The sequence below is a fragment of the Oceanobacter antarcticus genome, assembly GCF_044962685.1.
GTDB lineage: Bacteria > Pseudomonadota > Gammaproteobacteria > Pseudomonadales > Oceanobacteraceae > Oceanobacter > Oceanobacter antarcticus.
Genome location: NZ_JBBKTX010000001.1, coordinates 218,666 through 237,384, shown reverse-complemented (window position 1 = coordinate 237,384; position 18,719 = coordinate 218,666). Strand labels below are relative to the sequence as shown.

22 protein-coding genes and 1 pseudogene are annotated in these 18,719 nt (G+C 52.1%); 9 read left to right on the top strand and 14 right to left on the bottom strand.

Annotated elements, in window-relative coordinates; all coding sequences use genetic code 11:
* Positions 1-81: 81 nt before the first annotated feature.
* Positions 82-882, bottom strand: coding sequence for a DODA-type extradiol aromatic ring-opening family dioxygenase (locus tag WG929_RS01130; protein ID WP_416204535.1), 801 nt, complete (start codon positions 880-882; stop codon positions 82-84).
* A 97-nt stretch (positions 883-979) separates the two neighbouring features.
* Entirely contained in the window at positions 980-1,462 is a 483-nt protein-coding gene (locus tag WG929_RS01125; protein ID WP_416204534.1) for a DoxX family protein, read from the bottom strand.
* 157 nt (positions 1,463-1,619) lie between these two features.
* Between WG929_RS01125 and WG929_RS01120 the strand changes: the two genes are divergently transcribed.
* Complete coding sequence (locus tag WG929_RS01120) at positions 1,620-2,549, top strand: LysR family transcriptional regulator (protein ID WP_416204533.1); 930 nt, start codon at positions 1,620-1,622, stop codon at positions 2,547-2,549.
* Between the two features lie 67 nt (positions 2,550-2,616).
* Here the strand turns inward: WG929_RS01120 and WG929_RS01115 are convergent, their stop codons facing one another.
* Together WG929_RS01115 and WG929_RS01110 are read right to left on the bottom strand one after the other, a co-directional pair.
* A complete protein-coding gene (locus tag WG929_RS01115; protein WP_416204532.1) occupies positions 2,617-3,534 on the bottom strand; it encodes a glutaminase in 918 nt (305 codons plus the stop codon).
* Between the two features lie 70 nt (positions 3,535-3,604).
* Positions 3,605-4,126 carry a C40 family peptidase gene (locus WG929_RS01110; RefSeq protein WP_416204531.1) on the bottom strand — a complete coding sequence of 174 codons (522 nt, stop codon included), beginning with the start codon at positions 4,124-4,126 and terminating at the stop codon, positions 3,605-3,607.
* Positions 4,127-4,416: 290 nt separating this feature from the next.
* Here WG929_RS01110 and WG929_RS01105 point away from each other — a divergent pair, with 290 nt between their 5' ends.
* Together WG929_RS01105 and WG929_RS01100 are read left to right on the top strand one after the other, a co-directional pair.
* Complete coding sequence (locus WG929_RS01105; RefSeq protein ID WP_416204530.1) at positions 4,417-6,123, top strand: GGDEF domain-containing protein; 1,707 nt, start codon at positions 4,417-4,419, stop codon at positions 6,121-6,123.
* Positions 6,124-6,321: 198 nt separating this feature from the next.
* On the top strand, positions 6,322-6,960 hold the full coding sequence (locus tag WG929_RS01100) for an NAD(P)H-dependent oxidoreductase (protein WP_416204529.1): 639 nt from the start codon (positions 6,322-6,324) through the stop codon (positions 6,958-6,960).
* Positions 6,961-7,057: 97 nt separating this feature from the next.
* On the opposite strand, the gene WG929_RS01095 is transcribed toward WG929_RS01100, so the two are convergent.
* Positions 7,058-7,837 (bottom strand): bestrophin-like domain, encoded by a 780-nt coding sequence (locus tag WG929_RS01095; protein WP_416204528.1) that lies wholly within the window; start codon positions 7,835-7,837, stop codon positions 7,058-7,060.
* Positions 7,838-7,906: 69 nt separating this feature from the next.
* Between WG929_RS01095 and WG929_RS01090 the strand changes: the two genes are divergently transcribed.
* Positions 7,907-8,161 carry a hypothetical protein gene (locus WG929_RS01090; RefSeq protein ID WP_416204527.1) on the top strand — a complete coding sequence of 85 codons (255 nt, stop codon included), beginning with the start codon at positions 7,907-7,909 and terminating at the stop codon, positions 8,159-8,161.
* Between the two features lie 470 nt (positions 8,162-8,631).
* On the opposite strand, the gene WG929_RS01085 is transcribed toward WG929_RS01090, so the two are convergent.
* From WG929_RS01085 to WG929_RS01065, 5 genes are all read right to left on the bottom strand, one after another.
* Positions 8,632-9,690 carry an Rpn family recombination-promoting nuclease/putative transposase gene (locus tag WG929_RS01085; RefSeq protein WP_416204526.1) on the bottom strand — a complete coding sequence of 353 codons (1,059 nt, stop codon included), beginning with the start codon at positions 9,688-9,690 and terminating at the stop codon, positions 8,632-8,634.
* Positions 9,691-9,753: 63 nt separating this feature from the next.
* Positions 9,754-10,218 (bottom strand): hypothetical protein, encoded by a 465-nt coding sequence (locus WG929_RS01080; RefSeq protein WP_416204525.1) that lies wholly within the window; start codon positions 10,216-10,218, stop codon positions 9,754-9,756.
* 356 nt (positions 10,219-10,574) lie between these two features.
* Positions 10,575-10,745: a hypothetical protein gene (locus WG929_RS01075; RefSeq protein WP_416204524.1), complete on the bottom strand. Its 171-nt coding sequence runs from the start codon at positions 10,743-10,745 to the stop codon at positions 10,575-10,577.
* Entirely contained in the window at positions 10,742-11,638 is an 897-nt protein-coding gene (locus WG929_RS01070; RefSeq protein WP_416204523.1) for a hypothetical protein, read from the bottom strand. The genes WG929_RS01075 and WG929_RS01070 overlap by 4 nt, the downstream gene beginning before the upstream one ends.
* A 21-nt stretch (positions 11,639-11,659) precedes the next feature.
* Complete coding sequence (locus tag WG929_RS01065) at positions 11,660-12,736, bottom strand: IS5 family transposase (protein WP_416204522.1); 1,077 nt, start codon at positions 12,734-12,736, stop codon at positions 11,660-11,662.
* 307 nt (positions 12,737-13,043) lie between these two features.
* Here WG929_RS01065 and WG929_RS01060 point away from each other — a divergent pair, with 307 nt between their 5' ends.
* The 5 genes and pseudogenes from WG929_RS01060 to WG929_RS01040 all read left to right on the top strand — a co-directional run.
* Positions 13,044-13,295, top strand: a complete 252-nt coding sequence (locus WG929_RS01060; protein WP_369857199.1) for a type II toxin-antitoxin system Phd/YefM family antitoxin — start codon at positions 13,044-13,046, stop codon at positions 13,293-13,295.
* A complete protein-coding gene (locus tag WG929_RS01055; RefSeq protein WP_369857198.1) occupies positions 13,292-13,552 on the top strand; it encodes a Txe/YoeB family addiction module toxin in 261 nt (86 codons plus the stop codon). The genes WG929_RS01060 and WG929_RS01055 overlap by 4 nt, the downstream gene beginning before the upstream one ends.
* 160 nt (positions 13,553-13,712) lie before the next feature.
* Positions 13,713-13,916 (top strand): hypothetical protein, encoded by a 204-nt coding sequence (locus WG929_RS01050; protein WP_416204521.1) that lies wholly within the window; start codon positions 13,713-13,715, stop codon positions 13,914-13,916.
* Positions 13,917-13,920: 4 nt separating this feature from the next.
* On the top strand, positions 13,921-14,121 hold the full coding sequence (locus WG929_RS01045) for a transposase (RefSeq protein ID WP_416204520.1): 201 nt from the start codon (positions 13,921-13,923) through the stop codon (positions 14,119-14,121).
* 155 nt (positions 14,122-14,276) lie between these two features.
* A pseudogene (locus WG929_RS01040) lies at positions 14,277-14,480 on the top strand (tyrosine-type recombinase/integrase); the annotation flags it as partial.
* Positions 14,481-14,554: 74 nt separating this feature from the next.
* Here the strand turns inward: WG929_RS01040 and WG929_RS01035 are convergent.
* The 4 genes from WG929_RS01035 to WG929_RS01020 form a co-directional block, all read right to left on the bottom strand.
* Positions 14,555-14,776, bottom strand: a complete 222-nt coding sequence (locus WG929_RS01035; RefSeq protein ID WP_416204519.1) for an RNA-binding S4 domain-containing protein — start codon at positions 14,774-14,776, stop codon at positions 14,555-14,557.
* 157 nt (positions 14,777-14,933) lie between these two features.
* Positions 14,934-16,151 carry an argininosuccinate synthase gene (locus WG929_RS01030; protein ID WP_369857190.1) on the bottom strand — a complete coding sequence of 406 codons (1,218 nt, stop codon included), beginning with the start codon at positions 16,149-16,151 and terminating at the stop codon, positions 14,934-14,936.
* 157 nt (positions 16,152-16,308) lie between these two features.
* Positions 16,309-17,013, bottom strand: coding sequence for a hypothetical protein (locus WG929_RS01025; protein ID WP_416204518.1), 705 nt, complete (start codon positions 17,011-17,013; stop codon positions 16,309-16,311).
* A 44-nt stretch (positions 17,014-17,057) separates the two neighbouring features.
* Positions 17,058-18,422, bottom strand: a complete 1,365-nt coding sequence (locus WG929_RS01020; protein ID WP_416204517.1) for a thrombospondin type 3 repeat-containing protein — start codon at positions 18,420-18,422, stop codon at positions 17,058-17,060.
* Positions 18,423-18,719: the final 297 nt, after the last annotated feature.

Below are 18,719 nucleotides of genomic sequence, written 5' to 3'. Positions count from 1 at the left end.
TGGTTATAAAAAATGCGCTGAACATACACACTATTCAGCAGCGATGATTCTTACGCGGAACCAGGGAAGGCGGGCCGCCTGTCAAGCCGACCAATAAAACATGCCAGACTTTTTATTCAGAATGGTCGCCACATAATGGGCATCACACGGCCTGCCTGCCAGCCCGTAACACACATGCAAGGGTAACAAGTGCTCTTCGCGAGGATGACAGAAACGAGCGGCTGGAGCCTGCTCCCATGCCACAAAACGGCGACTGCGCTCCCCTTCATCCAGCGCCTGGCTGGAACAGGTTTCCAGTAACCAGTCTTCAAATGACTGGTTACGTGCTCGCATCTCGGCTGAATCCGGCGCAAAAAACGCCCGCATATTATGGAATGAAAAACCGGAACCCAGCACCAGCAGATTGTCATAATCAAGTGCCTGCAAAGCCTGGCCAATCGCCAGATGATCCGCTGCATCCAGGTTATGTTTCAGCGACAGCTGCACACACGGAATATCCGCCTGCGGATACATCAACATCAATGGCACAAACAGGCCATGATCAAAACCGCGCTGAGTATCCAGCCGACTCGGAATGCCAGCAGATTCTAACGACTGATAGACTCTATTCGCCAGCTCCGGCTCGCCGCCGCAAGGGTACTGCAACTGATAGGACTCTGGCGGAAAACCATAATAGTCATAAATCAGCGCCGGATCGGCTCCGGCAGTAATCGTCGGTATTTGCTCTTCCCAGTGGGCGCTGATCACCAGAATCGCCGCTGGCTTCTTTAATGTGGCGGTAATTTCCTGCAGCCGTTGCACCATCTCACGGTGGCCAGGATCGCCTAGCAACGGCATCGGACCACCACCATGGGAAATAAACAAAATATCTTTGTGGCTCATACTCGGGTTCTCACGTTAACCGGCAGTCAATTAACCGGCAGTAATAGGAGGTGCAGGGCTCTGAGTTCAATACGCGGCTCAATACCCTGACCTGGCTTCAGACAGTCACCGGCTCCAGACGGTTAACACGACCGCCCTTGAGCGCTTGATGCAACCACTGATCCAGCGCCAGGCTTCCGCCTCCCTGAACCGTCAGCGCCGCCGTCACCGCCAATAAGCTTAACGCGTATTCATAGCCGTTATTGCTCAGAAACAAACCATGACTGATATGAGTGCTGAAGATCGCCACCAGCATGGTCAATGCAATGACCAGCGCCGCCGGACGAGTCAGTAGCCCCAACACCAGCGCCAGACCTCCAAAAAACTCCGCACTACCGGCCAGCAACGCCATCAGATAACCGGGTTCCAGGCCAATACTGGCCATCCACTGACCAGTACCTTCCAGGCCGTAGCCACCCCACCAGCCGAACAGTTTTTGAGAACCGTGGGCGGCTAATACCAGGCCGACGGGTACACGCAGAATCAGCGCCGCCCAACCCGCATCAGAAGCCAACAAGGTCGTGATCAATTTATTACTCATGGTGAATCCTCACAGAAATAGTTAAGTGCCCGCGCCATTACGGCAGACGATAAGCACACTTTACTCTTGCAATTCATAAACACTAAGATGGCATCCATTGCTTAATTAGCAACAATATGTTGATAATCAACCTCATACTCTTACACAGGAAGCCGCTATGGATCGTATCAGCGTCATGCGCGCCTTTATCACCGTGGTTGATGAAGGTGTGTTTGCCCGTGCAGCTGAACGGCTGGATACCTCTCCCCAGCTGATCAGTAAATACGTCTCACAGCTGGAACAACACCTGGGCGTTCGGCTGTTGAACCGCACCACCCGCAAAGTTCACCTGACCGAAGCCGGTAGCCGCTATTACCAGCGTGCCAGCCAGCTGCTGGATGACCTTGACGACATGGAAAGCCAATTGGGCGATATGCAAGGCCAAGCCCAGGGGCTACTGAGAATCAGTGCGCCGGTCTCGTTTGCCACCCAGCATCTGGCGGCGTTGCTGTGCGATTTTCAAAAAGCGCACCCCGCAGTCGGCATCGACGTTCAACTGAATGACCGCAAGGTTGATATTGTTGAGGAAGGTTTCGACGTCGCCCTGCGCATCGGCCATTTAAAAAGCTCGTCGCTGATTGCCCGCAAAATTGCCCCGGTGCGCTTGCTGATGTGTGCCTCGCCGCAATACCTCGCGCAACACGGCACGCCCACCAGCCCCGACGACCTGCAACAGCATCACTATCTGCACTACAGCTATATGGAAAGTGACAGCAGCCTGAACATCCATCAACGGCTGAAAGATGCCGGGCGTGAACAGCAGCGAAGTATCATCAGCAACAACGGCGACATACTGATAAAAGCCGCCATTGAAGGCGCGGGTATTACCATTCAGCCGAGTTTTATTTCCGGGGCCGACATTGCGGCAGGCCGACTGCACGTCATCCTGCCAGAGTACGAACCGGAACCCATGGGGTTATATGCGGTGTATGCCCATCGCCAGCTATTGGCCAGCAAGGTACGCTGCTTTATCGATTTTATGGAAGGCTACTTTGGCTCGCCACCCTATTGGGACAAAGGGTTAGAGTCGGCTACGATCCGGTATTAACAAAACGTCTGCTCCAGCTCGAATTGAATAAACCTCATGTCGAGCGCAGCCATTTATCGATATACCCTCAAGCAAATACCGACCAGCCGGTCTGCTGCACCAGCTTCTCCAACGCTTCAGTGCCCAATTTACTGTTGCCCACCTCATCCAGCCCCGGCGACCAAACCGCAATCGAAGCATGCCCCGGTGCCACCGCCAGAATACCGCCGCCGACGCCACTCTTGCCCGGCAAGCCCACCCGATAGGCAAACTCACCGGAGCCATCGTAATGGCCGCACATCATCATCAGCGAATTGATTCGGCGCGCTCGACGGGCAGACACCACCCGCGTCCCGGTGACCGGGTTTTCGCCATCCCCGGCCAAAAACAACCCGGCTTTGGCCAACTGCTGGCAAGTCATGGCAATTGAACAGTGGTGAAAATAGGTACCCAGCACATAATCGACCGGATTATTCATACGGCCGAACGACGCCATAAAATGTGCCAGCGAAGCGTTACGATCGCCGGTTTTCAACTCGGATTCCGCCACGTTATGGTCGATACAAATACTCTCATCGTCAGCAATAAAGCGCACAAACTGCAGAATTTCTGCCAACGTCTCTTTCGGCTGATGCCCCACCATAATGGCATCGGCAATCGCAATCGCCCCGGCATTAATAAACGGGTTTCTTGGTTTGCCGTTTTCATGCTCCAGCTGCACGATGGAATTAAATGGATCTCCCGACGGCTCTCGTCCTACCCGCGCCCAGACGCCATCACCCAACTTGCCCAGTGCGATAGTCAGCGTAAACACCTTGGAAATACTCTGGATAGAAAACAGCTGCTGATGATCCCCGGCACTGAACACCCGGCCATCCGCCAGCGCCACAGAAATAGCAAGCTGGTTTGGGTCGATACACGCCAGCTGCGGAATATAATCGGCCACCTTGCCACGGTCGTTGCTTACACCAATCGTCGCAACGATCTCATCCAAAATAGCTTGCACAACAAAACTCCACCGAAGAATATGGCCATCGATTGTAGTCAGTCGGCCGTCAGGATGCTTCTTTTTCTATTCAGGGAGCCATTCGACGGGCTTGCCAGAACTTGCCTCGCCAGTAGGCGCTATCCAGCCTGGAAATAATCACCCCTTCACTGCTGGACGCATGCAGGAATTTGCCCTTTTCAAGATAAATCCCCACATGACGAACCTTGTCAGCCGTCTTGAAAAACACCAGGTCACCGACCTGTAATTCACCCATCGCGACCGGCTCACCAAACTGTGACTGCAACAAAGTGGTACGGGGAACCCAGCTATCCAGCTGATCGCGATAGGTCACATTCACAAATCCTGAACAGTCCACACCATTTCTGCTGGTACCACCATACAGATAGCCAGTGCCACGCCAATCGTCATACTGCTGATACAAGTACTTGAGCCAGTCACTGCGACGGACAGCCGCTGCAGAATCAGCCGATTCTAACGCACGATCCGGGGTAGCGAATCCAGATTCAACTGAAGTCATACTGCTGCAACCACTCAACAGTACCGTGGCGAGACACAACCAGCTCAACATCGGATATACCAGCGAAGACATACACACTCCTGCTACAGTGACAAAATTGACAATACAGGCCAAACTCTGGCGCCAGCTTAGAGCAACAAGCTCAGCGAATAGCATGCCTGCGGTATAAAAGCGTGATAGTCTCAGAGTATCGCTGGTTGTCCAGTTGTAGAGCAATTAACAACACTGGCCAGGCATGATACCAATACACAGATCCAGTCCTGAATTCAGGCAGACAGAGCATCACCGCTTGCCAGATCGGAACCAGAACAGCAGCAGCGTACACCATCTGCCCTGTATAAACGGCCAACCGGGAAGCCGAGATGAACCTTAAGCCACGTTTTCTGCTTCTCACTGCATTACTGATGCTGTTATCCGGACTGGCTATCTGGTTGTTCAGCCAAAAAATCGTCCTGAACGTGCTGCAAGAATCCGCCCTGCGTCAGTTCGAAACCCAGGTTAAACTGGAAAAAGAACGCTCGCTTCAGCCCATCATCCGGGAAGTGGCACTGGCCCGTCAGCTGGCTGATTCACAAATTTTGCGCCGCTGGGCAAAAGACGAAAACAACGAAGAGAAAAAGCAGACGGCGCTGGCAGAGCTGGAGTCCTATCGCAACAACTTCTCTGACCACAGCTACTTTGTCGCCCTGCCCGATTCCGGTAACTACTACCACAACAATGCCAGCAACGAATTCGCCAACGACCAATATCGTTATACCCTGCGTGCCGATAACCCCAATGACCGCTGGTTCTACAGCATCATCGAGCAAAACCGCGACATTCACCTGAACGTTAACCCGGATATTCCACTCAAGGTCACCAAACTCTGGATCGATGTTTTACTGCGTGATGGCGACCAGATTCTCGGTGTTGTTGGCACCGGCCTCGACCTGACCACCTTTATTCAACAATTCACCACCACCCCGGAACCGGGTATCAACAACCTGTTTTTCGACCACGAAGGGGCCATTCAGGTATCGGAAGACATATCCCAGATCGACTTTGCCAGCATCACCAAGGATGCCAGTGAACACAAAACCATCTGGCAGCAGCTCGACAACGAAGCCCAACGGGCCGAGCTGGAACACATACTGCAAACCGCCCGTTCAAGGCCCGATCAAGTCGTCAGTATCCATGTCGAAAGAAATGGCAGCGATCAGCTGGCAGGGGTGGTCTACTTGCCAGAGGTAGACTGGTTTGTAATGACCTTGCTGGATCTGGACATTCTACTCCCCCTCAGCACCTTTAATGAGCTGTTCCTATTGGCGGGCGTCAGCATCTTCATCGCCCTGCTACTGTTTAATCTGGCACTCAATCGCTACGTACTGAAGCCGCTGCGCCAACTGGAAAACGGGATCGAACAACTGCGCGACGGCCAGCCGGTAAACAATGTGATCCCGCAACACATTCATGGCGACATTGGCCGCATCATGAGTCATTTCAGCAGCATGGCGAGTGAAGTATTAAAATCACGTGAACGGCTGGAAATCAGAGTCCGACAACGTACCGAAGAACTGGAACAACTGACCTATGCCGACCCCGTCACCGGACTGCTCAACCGCCGTGGCATGATGGAACAACTGCAGCAACAAATGAAACAGCTGCCACAGAATCCGGGTGGGTTCGGCATTCTCTGGCTCGATCTGGATCGATTCAAAAACATTAACGACCAATATGGCCACGCCGCTGGCGACCTGGCGCTGAAAGCCACTGCACAGATCATTCAGGATCACATTCGTCCGGATGATTTTGCCTGCCGCTGGGGCGGAGATGAATTCCTGCTGTTGATCAACACCGACCAGCAATTCCTGCTCGACCAGCTTGGCCGCCGCCTCTGCGCTGCCATACAAAAACACGAAATCCGCAACGACCTGAACGAAATACTGCCACTCAGCATCAGCGCAGGCAGCAGCCGCGCCATGGCAGGACAATCTCTCAACGAAATACTGGCAACCGCCGACCAGGCCCTGTACGAAGCCAAGGCCAGTGGTCGCCACCGCTACTGTCCAGGGTTAATCACCAGCCACTAAGATGGCTCACAAAAACCGTTCCCGTTCACACCAGGCACTCAGCCTTGGCCGTGAACCAAGCCCACGCCAATGACTACTCCACACACTGCATTATTATGTGGCTGGGCCGAATAAATTGTTCGCCACAACCCGGTCTATCGGCAGTGACGGATCTGCCACTATAACGACAGTCCATCTGAACACCCTGGAGACCCGCCAATGACCGACATCATCGAACTGCTGAACTGGCGCTACGCCACCAAAAAAATGAACCCGGCCAAAGCCGTCCCGGAAGACAAGGTAGAGCGCATACTCGAAGCCATCCGCCTCACCGCCACCTCCAGCGGCCTGCAACCCTATGACGTACTAGTGGTTACCAACCCCGAAGTGCGTGAGCAGATTAAAGCCATCGCCTGGAACCAGGCACAAATCACCGATTGCTCCCACCTGCTGGTCTTTGCCGCCTGGGACAATTACACCCCCGAACGCATCAACATGATGTTCGACCTGACCAACGATATACGCGAGTTCACCAACGAGGGGTGGGAAAACTACCGCCAACGCTTACTCAAGGCCTACCCGGCCCGAGATGCCGAAGTCAACTTCCAGCACGCGGCACGCCAGGCCTACATTGGACTGGGCAGCGCACTGATTGCCGCCGCCGCTGAACAGGTCGACTGCACCCCGATGGAAGGATTCACCCCCGCCGATCTGGACAACATCCTCAACCTGCCAGAACGCGGTTTGCGCTCCGTCGTGATACTGCCACTGGGCTACCGTGAAGAAGACGGTGACTGGCTGGTGAACCTGAAAAAAGTACGTCGACCCAAAGAACAGTTTGTCACCGAAATAAAATAGTCCGCAACGGAATAACGGCAACACCTGCCGTTATTCACTCTCTTCCTGCTTTCCACTGCCCCCCGGACAACCCGCACTTGAGCAGCAGCCCCAATCATTACTGCAACAAATCACTCATCACACTCTGATCCACCTGAATCAAACCGCGCTTGGGCCGATCCAGATCGATGATGGTGAATACAATCATGGTAATGAGCAATGACACCAGCACGATCGGTGCCACCATGCGTTTACCACTTAACCCGGCGGAATAACCCATAATCCCTCCGCTCGATATAAACACAAAGAAAAGTAATATCAGTATGGTTTCTGGCACATGCAATTGCAGCAACGCATTTCTTTTACCCTGAGCATCAATCACATCGTTGAGGGATTTCAGAAATACCCCCGTTGTCACCGGCCGGGGATCGGCCTCTGTCGCCGCCAGCGTAATCTCCCAAAGCAGGTTCTGCTGCGCCACAATTTTACGATTGTATTCAGCCCGCACATCGGCGTGGGTCAAATCAACTTGCCCGACTTCCACCCGTAAGGCGATATAATCTCTTAAGACTTTATCGGCATCAGCCTTGAACTCATCCGGCAGTAATTGCGCCCGCAACATTGCCGTGCCAATGCTGTTGGATTCATCAATCAATGCCATGGTACGGTTATCGTATCGCTGCATTGACATACTGAAAGTAAAACCCAACAGCAGCGCCAACAAGCCCAGAATGCTGGCCTGAATGGAACCGGTAAGGGCTTTTATTTCATCATTGGTACGAGACTGCACAAAACGCCCGGCAATAAAGCCAAACTCATTGGCAATGATAATAGCGACAAACAACACCGTAGCAATCAAGGCGCTGTCGTAATTGTAAAGCAATTCACTCTGGCTCATGGTCTTTCCTGTCAACCGCAAACGGCCCACGCCGGCCGCATAAAAGAGAAATTCAAGCCGACACTATATATGAACTGGCAACCAACAGGGCTAACCCGCATATTTCACGAGGGTAGATACAAAAACGGCGGTATCCTTTATGGTTCCTCGGAACGTGTCAAAGCAATCACCAAAGAGCTTACCGCCGTGACAAAAAGCGACCAGAATGCCATCCCGCTTTCCTCTCTTGATCAACGCCAGATTGCAGCCAGTTTTAGTGGCGGTGACATCACTTCCACGCCGGTTTACTACTGCTCCGAGAGATCATTCAAACAAACGGGTTAGCCAAAAAAGCCACCGCTTGTCTCAACCGCTTGGTATTTCAAAAAACCTTCACGATGTTCAGCGGAATAACAGGCGGTGACCTTTTCCGGCTTGCTGCTGTTCGGCGACAAGCCACTTCCTACGTCTATGGGTATTGCCACTCTCTCCGAGCGATACACACCAGCTGTCATTCCAGACGAGCATTGGCGAAATTCGGAATCCAGTGTGCGAATACGTGGATACCGGATCAGGCCCGGTATGGCGGCGTGGCGTATGAATGTCGGGCCACTAACAACGGGAGCTTCAGCTCCAATGCTGAGCAGTTAAGCATCTGATCGACATCATGTTTTTCTGATCGGGGATTTCTGAGGGCGGAGTTTCATCGCTCTTGGATACAATGTTTACGTAAAACATCCATGTTGTGATGACTCCCACTCAGTCGCCGTGCTCTGGGCCAAGTCCAGAAGCTTACCCCAACAACTCTCGATTGATCAGTGCTGCAGACTCTGCTGCAGCGTCTCCACTTCCAGCTGTGACAAACCAGTGATTTTGGTGATTAAGTCAACTGGCAGGCTTTCTTTCAGCATGTTCAGCGCTGTGGTTTTTTGAGCCTCATAACGCCCCAGCTCCAGGCCTCGGGCTTCTCCCAATTCCAGGCCTCGGGCTTCTCCTAATGTTATGCCCTGGGCTTTGCCTTTTTCAATGCCACGGGCTTCAAGTTGTTCTGCAATGGTCATAAAGGTGTCTCCTATAGGCTGCGGCAGTTGTTGGCTGGATTCGACCAGCTGTTCCAGGTCGATGACGTTGCCGGTTCCGATGGCGTAGTGTAGCAAAGTGCGGATGAAATCTAACCACTGGTTGCTGTGATCGTCCAGCCCTTCACAATCCTGTAGCAGGTCGAGCAGATACGGGCTGATGTCAGCAGCGCGTATGTGTTTGAGGGCGCGGGCGACAATGCCGATCCAGTGTTGTTGCTTGAGTTGGTCGTCCGGCAGCTGGTTGATGTCGATCAGGGCAATGGGACGCTGAAACAGCTCAGTCATTAATTGGAGCGGGTCGTTAAAACAGTCCGCCAGTTGCAGGGAGTACGGATAAGGGCTGGTCTGGCCGTGGTAAAACACCAGCGCGTAGACCGGGGTTAATAAACGTCGCGGCGCTGTTTTAGTGGGTGCCATTAATGGTGGTGTTGATTCGGTCGCTGTGGAGTGTGGCTGACGCTGTTTCAGTTGTTTGGTTAACAGGCTGAACAGGTAGTGGCCAATACGCACTGGCATAAAGGCATCCGGGCGTGACTGGTGTTCGATCAGGATGGAAATACAGGCCTCTTCTCCCGCCAGTTGGCAGTGATACACCAGATCAGAGAGGCTTTCGGCCAGTTCGGTGTCGATATAGCTGTCGTGCTGCAGAGCCAGTGAGTCGGTATCCAGCGCCTGAAACACCGGCTCCGGCAGGTAATAACGCATAAAGTCCAGCGCCACTGACCGGTTTTCCATGGCGCTGCGGAAGAAGCGGTCGTGGGGATTATGTGGCTTATGGGGAGGCTGGGTCATGGGCTGGCTCGGATGTGCAGGTGCGCGCAAGTATAACGGATATCGGGTTAATGGCTTGAGTTATTAATGCAACACATCCGGGTCATTCAACAAGGGGTCGTGCATTTCAGGAATCAGCTGACCTTCCTCCCCTTCGCACTCGCTTTTGGACGGGTAGCCTTGTTGCCAGGTTAGATTCTTCTCTGCAAGCCAGGATCGGATGGTGCCGGGATCAGTTTCTTGCGGCAGGTATTCACCCGTACTGCCTGCCGCCGTCGATCTTTCGTAATGGTAAAAGCTGTCTTTCAACTTATGAAAACCCTTTACCGGATTGTTTTGCATATTAGAGTCGTACAGCTTGCGCCAGACCAGAATATCGGATTGGCCGTTTTTATCAAAATCGCCGACATAGAGTTTGGCGTAGCCTCTTAACCCCGCTAACGCATCACCATAGTGTTCATCCAGTAAATTCTGATACTGTGGAACGCCTTCATCACCTTCCTTGATCCAGTTTGCTTCGTGATGATGTGCTGTACCTTCCAGAGACATCCAACCGGGAACGGTATAATTACGATACGACCCGCTTCAGGAGAGAAGACCACCAGATCATAACCAAGGAATAGAATCAGCTCTGATTTTCCATCCGCATCCAGGTCTCCCTGATTTAGAGGTATTTCATCTAAACACCCTATCGGGTTTAATACCTTTTGGTATAATTTTTTGTAAATATCTGCCTGAAAGGATTTCACTTCATTTTCGATTGGCTCATATTGCCAGCGGGTAAGGGGCCAATTGCCCAACAACTCTCCTCGTGAAACATCAACAGCATTAACTGCCGGATCTTTTGTTACATCATACCAAATATCTCCATCCCCTAAATTTGTCCAGCCAATACAGCCCTTATCTTAAATAGAATTTTCCGTATATACATCTCCGATTATTTTCCCAGCATCCAATGCAGATTGACTCTTATTTTTAGGATTCCCATCACATTGCGGAGCAAGTAATAAATCCAAAGCGTTGACGCTATTAAACACCCAAAATACCAAAACAGCTACGAGAAATTTTAATTTCATATTGGATTTCCTGTTGTGCAATTTATTCGCCCTTGCGGGGTATGAGGATTACCTCGATCGTCCGTATCCGCAGCATTTTGTGCTACAACAGAGTATAAAGTCCCACTCACCCACTCCCTCTCCCCATACTCAAAACACCAGTCCGGCTGGCCGTCGTGGTTGGCATCATCACCTTCCCAGATGTAGGTTCTAAGGTTATCATTGCCGAATGCTCTTTCTCTAATTTGTATTGAATATTTACAGGAATGACAGACTCCACTGTCTTGGTTGTTTGTCGCACTGTCACTTGAATAAACCAAATTCCTTATAATATAAGGCCAACTGTGCCTGCTACGCCCACTAACCCAAGCATTTCCTTCCCCAGCATTATAAACAAAAATGGCTTTGGCTAATTTCTCATAATCGTCTTCGGTATTTCCTAGTGTATTTTGTCCTTGTATACGAACAAGGTCTGGAACATCCGCATAACTTCTTCCTAATGTATCTTCAACAAAGGCCATATTCATACCCCCAGAACAGCTATGGTTGTCGGTTGGCTCGGACCCCAAAAAAGTAGCGATGATTTTTACCTGCCCTTCCGGCGAATAGGGATTAATATCTGTTGCTGTCAGTGCAGCACAAGCTGAATCAGCTCCATAACGATTGGGATAAACGAGCTGGCTAAAGGAAAGACTGCCGTGCTCATCACCTCCTTCTGTCATTCTGAACGGTGTTTGCTGATAAGGGCCAGACTTTGCAGCTTTATTGGTTCCCCAGTGGTAAGGCGATTCGTGCTGCAACCACTCTCTCAATAAGTGAGTTCGAGTCATCGTTTCCCGAGTGTTTTCAGCAACACCTGCTTGTGCAAGCACTCTATTATGTAGTCGCCCCTGCAAAACTGGCCATTTCATCATGCAGCCCACTCCAGAGCCTGATCACGCCCAAATCCAGACAAATAGGGTCGGCTCAATACCATTCTGCTTTGATTGTTGCGGATGAACTTTGCCTCGCCCTTGCTTCTGATGGCTGATGCAGACGTTCACCGCAGCAATACGACGGTCGTGTTGCGCCCCTCGATAACCCCGGTCAACCAGGATCTCTTGCGGCTTTACTCCTGTGTTCAGCCAGCTTTGAATCAGATTCCAGTACAGGGTATGGCCATCATAGAGTTGTCGGCTCTTGCCTTTGGCTATGCACTGAACGTCCGGTTCATGCAAGCTGTACCGTTTCGGGCCTTCCCAGCCTGGTCGGGTTTGCTTGATGAGTTGGGATGCCTGCGCGGCTTTCTCAAGAATAAGTCGGCTTTGCTCGGTGGCTGGCAGCTTGCTCAGGATGTCCCGCGTCAGTCGCCCAACCAGCGTCGCCATTTTCTTGAGAGCCTTCTTCAAACGCTTGAACTGTCGGGCATGGGCATAGCCCGCCGCTTTGTGTTTGAGATGAGTCAGCTCTTTTTCGTAGCTTTGCCGCAACGAGATCCCCTGGGCTTTGGCTAACATCACCAGCTGTTCCTGTACACGTTTGAAGAGTTGGTTGTCGGTTGGATAGGCAACGGCCTTTTCCATCACCGCGGTGTCAGCGACCAGAGTCTTGCAGCTGGCTTCGTCGATGATATTCAGTTCCAACCCTAGGCGAACCGTCATTTTCATCAGTGTCTTTAACCCGCCCTCGCCGAGACGTCGGCGGAAACGCCCGAACGTGGTGGGATCAATCGGTGGTCGATGTTGGAAATACTGCTCGCCGCAGAAGTGCTGCCAGTAGGGGTTTTCTACCCAGAGGGCGATGCAGTGTTCATCCGATAGCGCGTAGATGTGTTTCAGGAGGGTCAGACCAATCATCAGGCGAGGAGATGAGCCGGGACGTCCGTTGTCTGTGGAGTAGAAACGCTGACAGTGGCGCTCCAGTTCAGCCCAGTCGATACGTTGACTGAGCTGAACGAGTTCATGCCTGGGGTCAAGCAGCTCCGGGCGCAGGAAATCTTTCTGTTTATCGTGCTGCTTGTCTTTGGGCGTCATGGCGATCTACCAGATTTTGATATCGTAATATGATTTTACTGGTAGAAAGTCTTGCCGTAACAGGCTTGAGAGGCCGATGAAAACTGGGGTTCTGGCTTTTCAGGGGCGACTTGTTAATGTTTGGTTGAGCGTATAAAGAGGGGTTTGATACGTCTAACGCCGTTGTAAACGGTACGGTTTGTGAAGTGGAGTTTTGCGGTAAAGTGGCGCAGCCACCGCAAAACGGAGCGTAGCAAACTGCATTCGGTTGACAACCTTGTTATGTGGCCTCACAGTTACGTACAGGTTTACGTACAGGAAAATTATTATGGACGCCATAAGCTACACAGCAGCCCGAGCAAACCTTGCCAAAACCATGGAAAGGGTCTGTAACGACCACTCACCAGTGATTATTACCAGAAAGAGTGAGACACCCGTGGTTATGCTCTCCCTCGAAGACTACCAAGCCATGGAGGAGACAGCCTACCTTCTACGCTCTCCTGCAAACGCGAGACATTTGCTTGAATCCATTGCAGAACTCGAAGCCGGAAAAGGCACCGAGAGAGACTTAATGGAATGAAGCTAACATTCTCCTCTAGGGCTTGGGAAGAGTATCTATATTGGCAGAAAACAGACAAAGCCATGGTCAAAAGGATCAACGCCTTAATCAAGGATTCTTCCCGTGATCCTTTTGAAGGTATAGGTAAACCCGAGCCGCTAAAGCATGGCCTATCTGGTTTTTGGTCTCGTCGTATTAATGATGAGCATCGATTCGTATATAAAGTATCCGATGATAGCCTTTTAATCGCTCAGTTACGCTACCACTATGAATACTGATTCACATAACGAGACTGTAGAAAAACTATTTGAAAGACTGATATATCAATCATATCAAAAATACGCTCCACTGCAGTGCTTCCAGCCTCTGGGCCCCATCTATTTAATCAGTTCTTGATACACTCCCACACACGACTTCAGATAACAACGGTTACACGGTATGCAACCCGGATTCTTCGACTTTGATGACTTGAACGACAAACTGGATCAGCACAACGACCCACTCGCCAAAATTAATGAACTTGTCGACTGGGCTGTCTTCAGGCCTGTGCTCAGCAAGATCCGCATGCCTCGTTCATCCAACAAGGGCCGTCCTCGTTCAGACACTCTCCCGCCACATCCACCGCAAGAAACCCCGAGGTAAAGACATGCCTGAGCGTAGCAAGCAGGCGAATCAAAAACGCTCTCAGGTTCGGGCACGTGTCGAACATGTTTATGCGGACATGAAACGCGACGGCAAAAAGTTCATGGTGCGCTGCATCAGTCAGGCCAGAGCGGAACTGAGAATCGGCTTGATGAACATGGTGTACAACGCTCGTCGCTGGAGTTTTCTATCCCACGTGGGATAGGTGCGTATGAATGACGCGATTTGGACTGAAAGTAGTCCAAATCTTTACTGAATTGGCCGGAAATGGGCCGGATAGAGCAGCATTAGGATATTCCGAAGTCATTGATGTGAATATGTGCTGCAACGGTGGCTTTACGCGACTAAATAGCTCTCCCCTTTCGGTATAGCTTTGCGACTGAGCTATTACGTTCTGGCCGGGATATTCGTACCGTACAGGAGTTATTGGGCCACACTGACATGGCGACCACGCAAATTTATACCCACGTCATCGGGCAGCATTTTGCGGGCACAGAAAGCCCGTTGGACAGGCTTTCGGGTTTGTCAACAACACCAGCGATTGTTTCTAATCAACAGTGTTGAAGCCTCTGTGTTCAACTCGCACTGTGACCGCACCCCACACCTTTGGCCAGGCAGGTATTCGTGCAGCGAATTACTTACTCTTCCCCTGCCAGCACAATCTTGTATTGCTCGCCAAAGATTTTGATGACGTTACCGTTAAGGATTTTCTTGCGCTTCTGGGTTTCCAGTTCGCCGTTCAGCAGTACTTCGCCGTTTTCGATCATGAGTTTGGCTTCACCGCCGCTGGAGGCGATGTTTTCAAATTTGAGGATTTTATAGAGCTCGACTGGCTCGCAGTTAATCAGGATATCTTGCATGGAGTTTCCAGTATAAAAATGGCGGTTTACCGGTATGCATCCTGCCGTCTTTTAATGTAAGTAACGGCTCAACACAGTACACAACAGCAAATAAAAACGGGAGCTGATCAGCTCCCGTTTTTATTTGCTGGATAGCGTCAGACATCCGACCCTATCATCACAGCATGCTGCGGCCTTTTTTGGCAGCAGTACGCAGACGCAGGGCGTTGAGCTTGATAAAGCCTGCGGCGTCTTTCTGGTCGTAGGCACCGGCATCGTCTTCGAAGGTAGCGATGGCTTCGTCGAACAGTGAACCTTCAGACTGGCGGCCAACCACGATCACGTTGCCTTTGTACAGTTTTACGCGGACGTCGCCGTTTACCACTGATTGGGTGTCGTCGATGGCGGCTTGCAGCATTTTGCGTTCTGGCGACCACCAGTAACCGTTGTAGATCAGGTTGGCGTATTTCGGCATCAGTTCGTCTTTCAGGTGCGCAGCTTCACGATCCAGCGTAATCGACTCGATGGCGCGGTGTGCTTTCAGCAGTACCGTACCGGCTGGGGTTTCGTAACAACCACGGGCTTTCATGCCGACGTAGCGGTTTTCAACGATGTCGACACGGCCAATGCCGTTTTCGCCGCCGACCTTGTTCAGTTCTTCCATGATGGTCGCCGGGGATTTATCAACGCCGTCGATGGCTACCGGGTCACCGTTCTTGAAGCTGATGGTCAGGTAGGTCGGTTCGTCCGGGGCCTTTTCCGGTGAAACAGACCACAGCCACATGTCTTCTTCTGGCTCGTTCCATGGGTTTTCCAGGATGTCGCCTTCGTAGGAGATGTGCAGCAGGTTGGCGTCCATGGAGTATGGCGACTTTTTACCGGCTTTCTTTTCGACCTTGATATCGTGCTCGTCGCAGTAAGCCATCAGGGTTTCACGGGAAGTCAGATCCCATTCGCGCCATGGGGCAATCACTTTAACGCCGGGCTTGAGGGCATAGGCACCCAGTTCAAAACGCACCTGGTCGTTGCCTTTGCCGGTCGCGCCGTGAGCAATGGCATCGGCACCGGTTGCGTTGGCGATTTCAATCAGACGCTTGGCGATCAATGGGCGCGCAATGGAGGTACCCAGCAGGTACTCACCTTCGTAGATGGTGTTGGCACGGAACATCGGGAAAACGAAGTCACGAGCAAACTCTTCACGCAGGTCGTCGATAAAGATTTCTTTAATACCAAGTGCTTCGGCCTTGGCGCGTGCCGGTTCGACTTCTTCGCCCTGACCCAGGTCGGCGGTGAAGGTTACCACTTCGCAGTTGTATTCGGTTTGCAGCCATTTGGCGATCACAGATGTATCCAGACCACCGGAATAGGCCAGCACCACTTTTTTGATGTCTGACATGAAATTCTCCAGATGAATTCAGCCTTGGAAGGCTCCGGTATTTCAATCAGAACATGATGAAACAACCGGGCAAAAGAAAAGGGCGACATTCTATCGATATGCCGCCCTTTTAGCCAGTTCAGGTCGGAATCCCGCTATTGCTCTATTACTGGCACTCCTACTGGCACTCCACCAGTACGGCGGTGGTGTTCCACATTTCAGCCGGTGCGGCGCTACTGTCGTCAGTGAATGAACGGCCGATCATCACGTCGCCGTATTTGCTGACGTAAAACTGGATGGTATCGCTGCCGACGGTCACCGACAGCTCACCGTTGCTCAGGCTGTTGATGGTGCCATTATAAGATTCCGGCTCCTGATAGGCTTCCAGTGTCCCCTGCAGACCATCCACGTCACTGCCGTTGTAGCTGTATTGACTCAGCTGCAAGCCCAGTTCTGCTTCATCCGACGACACGCCGGTGATCGATAGCTGGGTTTCGCTGGTCACCGTAACGGTGGAGGTTTCACTGGCGAAATTAACGCTGGCGTAGTTATTGCCCGCGTAACGCCCGGCGCTGTGATCCTGGATCATGCAATAGGTACGGCCAACCAGATCGGACACGTCGGTTACTTTGGTCGGCATGGATTCCAGCTGGGTTTGCAGGGCTTCAATACTGGATTGTAAAGCGGCCAGGCTGGCTGCGTTGTCATTCACCGCAGTGATCACGGTGCTGAAGTTGCCGTTCACTTCCGAGGCTTTTGCTGCGGAACCGGCGCTGAAGGTGGTAACGCCCGACGTATCCACCGTACCAGCCTTGGCCACCAGCGGTGCAATCGCCATCGACAACATCATCAGGGAAATGACTGAAATGCTCCGAGTTTTCATAATTTGCTCCAAATTCGTTGTGTTCGTTGGGCCGCAGTACTGACTTATTGCCAGTTGGCTTCGTCCCAGTTGAAATTGTCCCAGCTGCCGCCGCTGCTCGGCTCACACGCATCACCGGTTCCGTTTTGATCGTCATCTGCCTGGTCGGCGTTCGCCAAGGTTGGGCAGTTGTCTAACGGATCATCAATACCGTCGGCATCGCCATCGACGCTGTTGGGATATGGATCGGAGTTGTCGCCGAGGCCATCGCTGTCGGAATCGATAGTTTCAGTGCTGTCATGCGGAAAGGCATCTGAGTTGTCGCCCACTCCATCAGAATCGCTGTCGGTGGTTTCGGTAGCGTCTTGGGGAAAGGCGTCTTCGCTGTCTGCCACGCCATCGCCGTCGATGTCGGCTTCAGCATTGGCGGCCTCCGGTTCGCTGCTGACCGTGCCGTCACTGAGCGGAGTGGTCGATTGGGTCACCAGTGTGGTGGCCGTTTCCGACACCAGTAGCGCTTCAACATTGCCAACGGTGACGTTGGTGCCCGGAATCAGCTTGCTGCTGACGTCCTCTTCCACAACCGCCTGCAGGTCATCGCTGGATACCGAGCTGAACAGTTCGATAGCGCCACTGCTGGAACGACCGTCGATTATCCCGTTGGTCAAATCCAGCGCCAGCACATCGAACACCTGTTCGGCAGTGGCATTGCCAGCCAGCAGCTGGGTAGCAATGTCGTTAGCCACTACGGTCACACTCTCGATCGCCTGACGGCACAACAGCACTTGCTGCAATTCGTCGTCGCTGGCCGCTTCGCTGGTCACCAGAGGTGGGGTATTAAGCAGATCTGCGCTGGTTTTCCAGCCAAAGCCAAGGGTCGACAGCACTTGCTGAACAGCAATGTCCAATGCACTGTCAAATTCCGCAGCGGAAATAATGCCATCGCCATTACCGGCGTACGGTGACGCTGTGTCTGCCTGTAACTGCGCGAGGCTAACCGCCAGGCTGGTCAGTGGTGAGGCGTACACAGAACCGCCGGACAAGACAGTATCCGCATCAATCACCGTTTTAAAACGACGGATCAGCGGCGTTACGCCGGTGTTGATATCGGTTGTGGACGTCGAGCTGCTGAATTCAACCAGCAACACTTGACCGGCTAAATCCGGTGTTATCGACAGACTGTCGATAAACGAGGTATCAGCCGTTTGGCCTTCAGCAATCAGCGCCCCTTTCAGGTCGCTGGCATTGACATCCAACCGGTACACGGCAACGCTTGCCTGGGCCAAAGGGCCCTTCACTGCAACACCGGTCACCGAGACGCTCTGAACCTCTTCCGGGTTATCCCCGCCACTGCCACCGCCACCACAGGCGGTCAAACCCATGACTCCCAACAGCCCGAAGGCCATTAAGGAATGTCTTAGTGCCGTCATTTACACACGCCTCCCAGGGCAGGCAAGCCCCTACCCGTTTGTACTGGTCTATCTGTTATTGGACAGATTTTATACGACTATCCGATGACAACGACTCCGATTCAAGATAAAGACCCCGAGACAATGAATCGGAGAATCGGGTTCATTTGCATCAAATAAAATGTGGCAGACTTATCAATATGAGATATTAACGATGGTATTTTGATCCCGATTGGAACCGCTCGCAGGTCGATATTTGGTGCAGAAATATCAATCGCCCATCGGCACGCCACTGGCCGGGAGGATGTGAATATGGCT